Source organism: Paenibacillus alkaliterrae, from assembly GCF_021532375.1.
In the GTDB taxonomy this organism is placed as follows: Bacteria; Bacillota; Bacilli; order Paenibacillales; family Paenibacillaceae; genus Pristimantibacillus; species Pristimantibacillus alkaliterrae.
On the sequence record NZ_JAKGAP010000028.1, the window covers coordinates 83,896 to 90,833 of the forward strand.

Genomic DNA, 6,938 nt, shown 5'->3' on the forward strand with positions numbered 1-6,938 from the left:
CAGAGACATCAATTTCGTTACTTCCCAAACTAATCCTTTCACGATCTGAAATTTTAGGGCTACCATTTACAATTATCGACAAAAATATATTTGGTGTTGTTGAAACAGTATCGGATTCAAATGAAATACTTGCAAAAAAGGCGTATACACCACTTTGTCTTGGACTAAATGTCGCTGTAATCGGATTATAATTCTATTTATATTGCTATAGACTGGTTTACTTGTTATAGCAATTCTTTATTATATGGATGGATACTTTTTAATAGATACGGTATCTGCCTGGACAAGATTAAAAAGGCTTTTCTACCTTTCGAATTTTCATTATAAAAGGCTTCCCCGGATTTGAGTTCCGCTGTTCCCTATCTTTCTTTTAACTAGACTATCACCGTATCCCCTTCTATTACTGCTTCATAGAATGCTCTATGAAAACAATTAGGAGGGGAAGTATATGTACGGATTCTCTATGATTCAGTTCGTTCGTCGTAACGGGAAACAGCTGGATAAACAGTTAAGAGAGCAAATGCTTGAGCTGTACCGACCGTTCCGGTGGATTCCCTGCTTTCTTCATTCATCTTTGGAAAAAATATTAAAAACGACCAAAACCTATTCCGTTATCATTGAGTTTGAGGATTGTGATGAACCTTACTGCGATCTGGTTAATCTTGTTCATCAAACCGCTAAACAAAACATGAGATGCCGCGTGAAGCATGAGTTCCCAGCTATTTCATGCTGCTCTGCCGAATTAACCCCCCTAGGGATCGAAAGACTGCTGAAAAACTGCCGTCGGATCAAAAAGGTGCATTACGACCGTAAAGTTAAAGCGCTGTTGAATGTTGCAACTCCGTCCATTCATGCGGATTTGGTTCATCAATCCGGACTCACCGGGAAAGGTGTGACCATCGCGGTTGTGGATACCGGGATCTATCAGCATGAAGATTTAATGAACCCGACGAAACGGATCGTAGCGTTTAAAGACTTCGTTAACAATCGGCCAACCGCTTATGACGATAATGGTCATGGAACACACTGTGCGGGGGATGCGGCAGGGAATGGTTATGCTTCTGGAGGCCAATATCAAGGACCTGCACCGTCCGCCAATTTGATTGGCGTCAAGGTCCTGGACAGGATGGGTTCGGGGTCGCTCTCTACCGTCATCGCTGGCGTTCAATGGTGTATAGATAATAAGAAAACCTATTCGATCGACATTATATCAATGTCTTTGGGAAGCACGGCAACTGTCAGCGCAGCGGAGGATCCGGTGGTTAAAATCGTGGAGAAAGCTTGGGCAAGCGGGATTGTGGTTTGTGTCGCCGCCGGAAATGAGGGACCGGATGAAGGGACCATTGCCAGCCCGGGGATCAGCCCCATAATTATTACGGTAGGAGCCATGGACGATCAAAATACTCCCGACCGAAACGATGATCGGGTGGCCGATTTTTCCAGCCGTGGACCGACGATTGACGGGGTAATGAAGCCGGACCTATTAACCCCCGGAGACGATATCGTATCTTTGCGCTCCCCGAACTCCCACTTGGATAAGTTGTCCAAATCCAGCCGCGTAGGCTCGCGTTATTTCTCTCTATCGGGTACCTCAATGGCCACCCCGATCTGCGCAGGGGTTGCGGCACTCATCTTGGAGAAACATAAGGATTTTACCCCCGATCAGGTGAAACAAATGCTGCTGAACGGATGCGAAAACCGGGGCCTTCCCGAAGTTGTACAGGGACATGGGTATCTTGATGCGGAGAAAGCGCTGGAATCATAAGGTAAACTGCTGATGAGGCAGTTTTTTCTTTGTTTAGGAAATTATGCGGAGCTTAAAATTGTGGATAAGTCTGTCGAAATATAAGATAGGGGGGGATTGACGTGGAGAAGCGTGAGACATGGAAGAAACGTGGAATAGTAAAACAGATCTTAAAGGATCACTTTCATGGATTCTGGGGACTCCACGCGAATCGATTCCCACAAGAGTTACAGGAAGCGATTCCGGAAGCAGTTATTTGGCACGTCCAGCGATAGCAGAATATCGTATTATAAAGTATGACTACGAAAAGGTTCATTATTGGTATGAAGATCATCAGACGGGGAAGAGAGTAGATGTTGTAGCGCCAGTCATGAAGTTTATTTATGATCTCGTGCAGCACATTCCGCCCAAGCATTTTCGAATGGTGGGAAGGTTTGGATTGTACAGTCGGAGTAAGAATAAAGAATCGCAGAAGATCATTAACCTGTGGCGTTATATGGTGCATAAACAAATTGAAATGACGTTTCCGCTAAAGGAGAAAAAGAAAAAAACGTATCGGGAACGCATGCTGGAAACCTATGATCGCGATCCGATACAATGCCCTTGCTGCAAGCACGCGATGTTGCTTGTTGTTATTTGGCATGCGGATTACGGGCGGATTTATTATTATGATGAGGAACGTGAACGGGCATTTAAGAAGAAATGGGGAATAAGGACAGATGAGCGAAAGAGAGAACAAAGAACGGGATAAAGCAGAACAAGAAGAATCATTAGATGACTACTTATTTGAAGATGATGATGAGGAAGAAATCTTTATCGACTACATTTGTGTAGATTGTCAATGCCTGGATCCTGTACCTGAATTCATCGTGGCAGAGTGCTCCTATGACTTGAAACCGGGTGAGAAACCGGAGTTCTTTTGTCCGGAGTGTAACGGAACCTTGGTGAGAAAGAAAGAGCCGGCGGAAGAATAACCGTTGGCAAGTACGTTAAGTCACCGTTAGGTGATTTTGTTCTTGTTAATTTGTAGCTTTATCCAACCGAATGACCGTCGAATTCAAACATGCTGCCAATCTCTTTCCGCGACGAATGGAACGAAAAAAAGCGCTCTTGTCATAAATAGACAGGGCGCTTAGCTTATTCATTTCAAACTAAATATATTCGGTCATTCCATTTTCCTGCAGCAGTTCGACGATGTCTTTGACAGACTGCGCTTTGTCCTTGGGACAGATTAATAGCGCATCCCCGGTATCCGCAATGATGAAGCCGTCTACGCCTATTGTCGTGATTAGTCTGCCGTTTCCATATATGATCGAATTGCGTGTATCTAAGCCCATGTGATTCGCTTTTATAATGTTGCCTGATTTATCCGGCGGGAAGATCGCGCCAAGCGCATCCCAGCTGCCGATATCATTCCAGCCAAATTGGCCGGACAGAACAACTACTTCATCGGAGCGCTCAAGGATGCCGTAATCGATCGAAATGTTTTGAAGCGTCGGATAAATCTCATTAATGATCTCCTCTTCCTGCTCCGAACCCAGATATTCGCTGATTGGAAGCATCGTCTTATACAGCCGGGGCAGGTAGCGCTTGAAATGATCAATAATGACGGATGTTTTCCAAATGAATATACCGCTATTCCATAAATAATTACCTGACGACAGATAGCCTTGCGCTTTCTGGAAGTTCGGTTTTTCTACAAATTCTGCTACTTCGTATACGGCCACTGGATTCGAAGCAATAGGCTCCTTATCAAAAGCGATATAGCCGTAGCCGGTAGAAGGGAACGTCGGCTTGATTCCGATGGTTACGATTTTGTCCGTCTCCATCGCGACCGTACAGGCTTCGTCCAGCGTAAGCCGGAATTGTTCTTCATCCGTTATATAATGATCGGAAGGCAATACGACCATTAAGGAATCACCGTGGGATTTTTCTATAGATATCGCCGCAAAAAGTATGCTAGCAGCCGTGTTTCGCGCAACAGGCTCGATCAAAATATTACGGCTTAATACACTGCTGTGCATGATGCTCTCCAGCAATACGGCTTGAGAACGATTCGTAACGATTACTGTATTTTCCTGAGGGATAATGCCTTTGAACCGTTCGATGGTATCGTTTAACATAATATCGTTTCCGCTAATATTTAGCAGCTGCTTCGGAATCTCTTGTCTGGAAAGCGGCCAAAAGCGGGTTCCGCCCCCGCCTGCAAGGATAGTGGCGAATTTATTCATGATGCATCACCGATTGGGCAATAGAGAAGGAAATGATACTCTCTGAGCCTTGATTAAGGTTCAACCCCGTCTCATGGATACCGTCATAACAAGCCCCGGTTTGAGGATCGATTAGAGGGATTTTTAATGAATTATGCCCTAAATACCATTCATAGCATAAGGCTGCATATTTCAGATAAGCAGGGTCTTGGAGCACGATCGCGGCTTCCTTGCAAGCAAGAAGCATTTCACAGGCTTCAATCGGCTGTTCGTCGTAGGGAGCGGCCTTTTCGTCCCGCAGCAGCCAGCCATGGCTGCCGATCGGCTTATAATATCCTTCCTTAGAGAAGGTATTGGATGCCAGAAAATCCAAGCTTTCCTTAGCCGTTTCCTTCAAACTAACTTTACCTGAAATATGGGATGCTTTTAATAGCGCCCATGGAAGCATCGAGTTTCCGTAGGTAAGGCTGTCTTCAAACCAATTCCAACCGTTCCCCTTATTGCGGGTATATTGATTGTGCAGCCTTGCCGCCATTTTATCGATCAGATCGATGATGACTGCTCTGGGCAGAAATGCCTTCTCTTCCGCGGTGCTTGGCGTATGGGGATAGGGAAAGGAGTAGGTTAAAGCTCTAGGGGTTTCTATCAGGTAACTTAGGCCGATTATGGCATAGGCCCCAGAACGGGGCGAACCGAGCGTATCGATAAGCGGCAATGCCTGATTAATTAAATAACGGCAGGTATTCAGTAAATTATCCGGCAGGGAGGAGGAATGGGCGAGCGCGAATCCAAGTGCCCATACCGTGCGTCCTTGACAATCCTCAGAGCCGCTGTCCTCAACGAATGTACGGTTATAATCCATAAAGTTTCTAAAGTTTCCATCCGTATTCTGTGCGTGATGAATGAAGGAAATATAAGTATGAATGAGAGCCAACGTGACTGGATCTTTTTTGCTGCTGTATAATAAAACAGCTGCGATTAATGCCCGTGCGTTATCATCTGTCGTATAGCCCTTTGAGCGGTCGGGAACGCCAAACTTGGTATGCTGAAAAATTCCTGTATCATCCGTTAACCTGCGCATATAATCGGATTTAAACTGCAGTATCGTTTGTACTTCCATTAAACCACACTCCTATTAGCTAACTCTGAAACCGTTATTTTCTCTTGAAAGATGGCGGCATAGGTTTTGGAGATTTCGTGCCACAGCATGGTTCTTCCGAGTTCAAGCGTGCGATTTTCCATTTCTTTTACTAGAGCAGGGTTATCCAGCAATTGGAGGATGCAAGCTTCCAAAGAGGCGGAATCACGGAAGTTTGCCAGCAAGCCCCTGCCCTCTGCCAGCATTTCCTCGGCATACCGGTAAGGAGTGGAAACAATGACCCTTCCATATCCGACTCCGTATGCCAATGTGCCGCTAACGGCCTGATCCTTGCCTAAATAAGGCGTCATATAGATGTCTGACATGACAAGCGATTGAATGACTTCCTCCTGTGTCAACAGCTTGTCAACGAAGAGAACGTTATGCTTTAAATCAAATTGTTCCACAAGATCCATCAGCTTCTGCCTGTATATCTCGCCTGTTTCTTGTTTGACTACAGGATGTGTTTTCCCGAAAACGATATAGAGAGCATCCGGATGCTGTTTGACCACTCCACGCATGGCCTCTATGCTGTATTCAATTCCTTTGCCGGGGCTTAGAAAGCCAAAGGTAGATAAAATTTTCCGGTCCGCAAAGCCATATTGTTCTTTAAGCTTTGATCTTGATTCGGTTTTGACATCAGGCACTCCATGGTGAATGAAAGCGATTTTTGCGGCATCAATTCCATAAATAGAGCTCAAATCTTTGACGGTGGACTGCGCCATCGTGACGACCTTAACGCTTAATTCCGCAACCCGATTCATGATGTGCCGCTGCTTGGCGGAAGGCTTCGTTAACACGGTATGAAAAATGACGATATATGGAATACTTAGCCTTTCGACGAATGAAATCAAATATTCTCCGCTTTCTCCCCCATAAATACCGAATTCATGCTGGATAACGAGAAGATCAACGTCTGACAAATTAAGATATTCGGCCGTTTCTATATAATCCGAAAGCTTGTGCTGGTCAATTTCCCTCATCACTTGCTCCTGATAGAGGTAAGTTTCGTTGTTGTTGATCGCAATGATACGAGGTTTATTGAAGCATTGAATGTGTTCGAATTCATCTAATAAATTTTGTGTAAATGTAGCAATGCCGCATTCTCTCGGCAGGCTGGTTCCTAGAAAAACGATATTCCGGTTTCTGATTGTCTTTTTCATATAAACAGCCCCCATATTGATTCCTATTTTTTTGGACAAAAAAAGAAATAAAGCGATCTTTATTTCTTTAGGAGAAGCGGTATTTTATTTTTTGAAAATTGAAAAATATTTCCTCTTCCACACTATAACATGACCATTTTTTCTTGTCAATTTTATTGACTCACTATCTTTTTCCATATATATTGATCTAGGGGGTGTATGTGTGTCAGTCATACGCAGTAAATTAAAAGAGGTTATGGAAAATCACGATCCAAAATTATCTATACGTAAGCTTGCAAAGGATGTTAATTACCACTTTGATTCCGTTCGTCGTATGTATAAGGATGAAATGGTGCAGTATCCAAGGGATTTGCTGCTAAAGCTTTGTCTATATTTTAATGTCCAGCCGGGGCAGCTCATTGGAATCGAAGAGGATGAAGATCGAAATTGCACGATAGATGAACCGAGTGATCATCAGGAGGACGGCAATGACAAGGAAAACGAAAAAGATACAAACCTGTAAACAGCTCCTGGATACCTTTTATGCGAAGCCGCGCATAACGAAAGTGGAGAAGCTGGCGTTCTCCGGGGTTGGAAATCGGGATGTATATAATATAACGGCCCCGTTTCTATATGACGGGGAGGAAGTGATCTTAGGAAGAGTTGAGGAACGGGACAGCGAGTTCTCTCAAGTCTTCTTTTTT

The 6,938-nt window shown here is 44.3% G+C and carries 8 protein-coding genes; 5 read left to right on the forward strand and 3 right to left on the reverse strand.

Annotated elements, in window-relative coordinates; genetic code table 11:
• Positions 1–448 precede the first annotated feature (448 nt).
• The 3 genes from L1N85_RS13875 to L1N85_RS13885 all read left to right on the forward strand — a co-directional run bounded on the left by L1N85_RS13875 (position 449) and on the right by L1N85_RS13885 (position 2,718).
• Positions 449–1,765, forward strand: a complete 1,317-nt coding sequence (locus tag L1N85_RS13875) for a S8 family peptidase (RefSeq protein WP_235239450.1) — start codon at positions 449–451, stop codon at positions 1,763–1,765.
• Between the two features lie 118 nt (positions 1,766–1,883).
• A complete protein-coding gene (locus tag L1N85_RS13880; protein ID WP_235239454.1) occupies positions 1,884–2,495 on the forward strand; it encodes a transposase in 612 nt (203 codons plus the stop codon).
• The gene (locus L1N85_RS13885; RefSeq protein WP_235239457.1) at positions 2,464–2,718 is read left to right on the forward strand and encodes a hypothetical protein; all 255 of its coding nucleotides are present in this window, start codon (positions 2,464–2,466) and stop codon (positions 2,716–2,718) included. The genes L1N85_RS13880 and L1N85_RS13885 overlap by 32 nt, the downstream gene beginning before the upstream one ends.
• A 177-nt stretch (positions 2,719–2,895) precedes the next feature.
• Here the strand turns inward: L1N85_RS13885 and L1N85_RS13890 are convergent, their stop codons facing one another.
• Genes L1N85_RS13890 through L1N85_RS13900 form a run of 3 tightly spaced genes read right to left on the reverse strand, consistent with a single transcriptional unit; the run spans position 2,896 to position 6,255 of the window.
• The gene (locus L1N85_RS13890; RefSeq protein ID WP_235239459.1) at positions 2,896–3,975 is read right to left on the reverse strand and encodes a mannose-1-phosphate guanylyltransferase; all 1,080 of its coding nucleotides are present in this window, start codon (positions 3,973–3,975) and stop codon (positions 2,896–2,898) included.
• A complete protein-coding gene (locus L1N85_RS13895) occupies positions 3,968–5,074 on the reverse strand; it encodes a glycosyltransferase (protein ID WP_235239461.1) in 1,107 nt (368 codons plus the stop codon). Before L1N85_RS13895 ends, L1N85_RS13890 begins: the two co-directional genes overlap by 8 nt.
• A complete protein-coding gene (locus tag L1N85_RS13900; RefSeq protein WP_235239463.1) occupies positions 5,074–6,255 on the reverse strand; it encodes a glycosyltransferase family 4 protein in 1,182 nt (393 codons plus the stop codon). The genes L1N85_RS13895 and L1N85_RS13900 overlap by 1 nt, the downstream gene beginning before the upstream one ends.
• A gap of 202 nt (positions 6,256–6,457) precedes the next feature.
• On the opposite strand from L1N85_RS13900, the gene L1N85_RS13905 reads away from it, so the two are divergent.
• Both L1N85_RS13905 and L1N85_RS13910 read left to right on the forward strand, forming a co-directional pair.
• Positions 6,458–6,757, forward strand: a complete 300-nt coding sequence (locus L1N85_RS13905; RefSeq protein ID WP_235239465.1) for a helix-turn-helix domain-containing protein — start codon at positions 6,458–6,460, stop codon at positions 6,755–6,757.
• A partial coding sequence (locus L1N85_RS13910; protein WP_235239467.1) for a DUF1861 family protein occupies positions 6,723–6,938 on the forward strand: 216 nt, incomplete at its 3' end. The genes L1N85_RS13905 and L1N85_RS13910, both read left to right, overlap by 35 nt.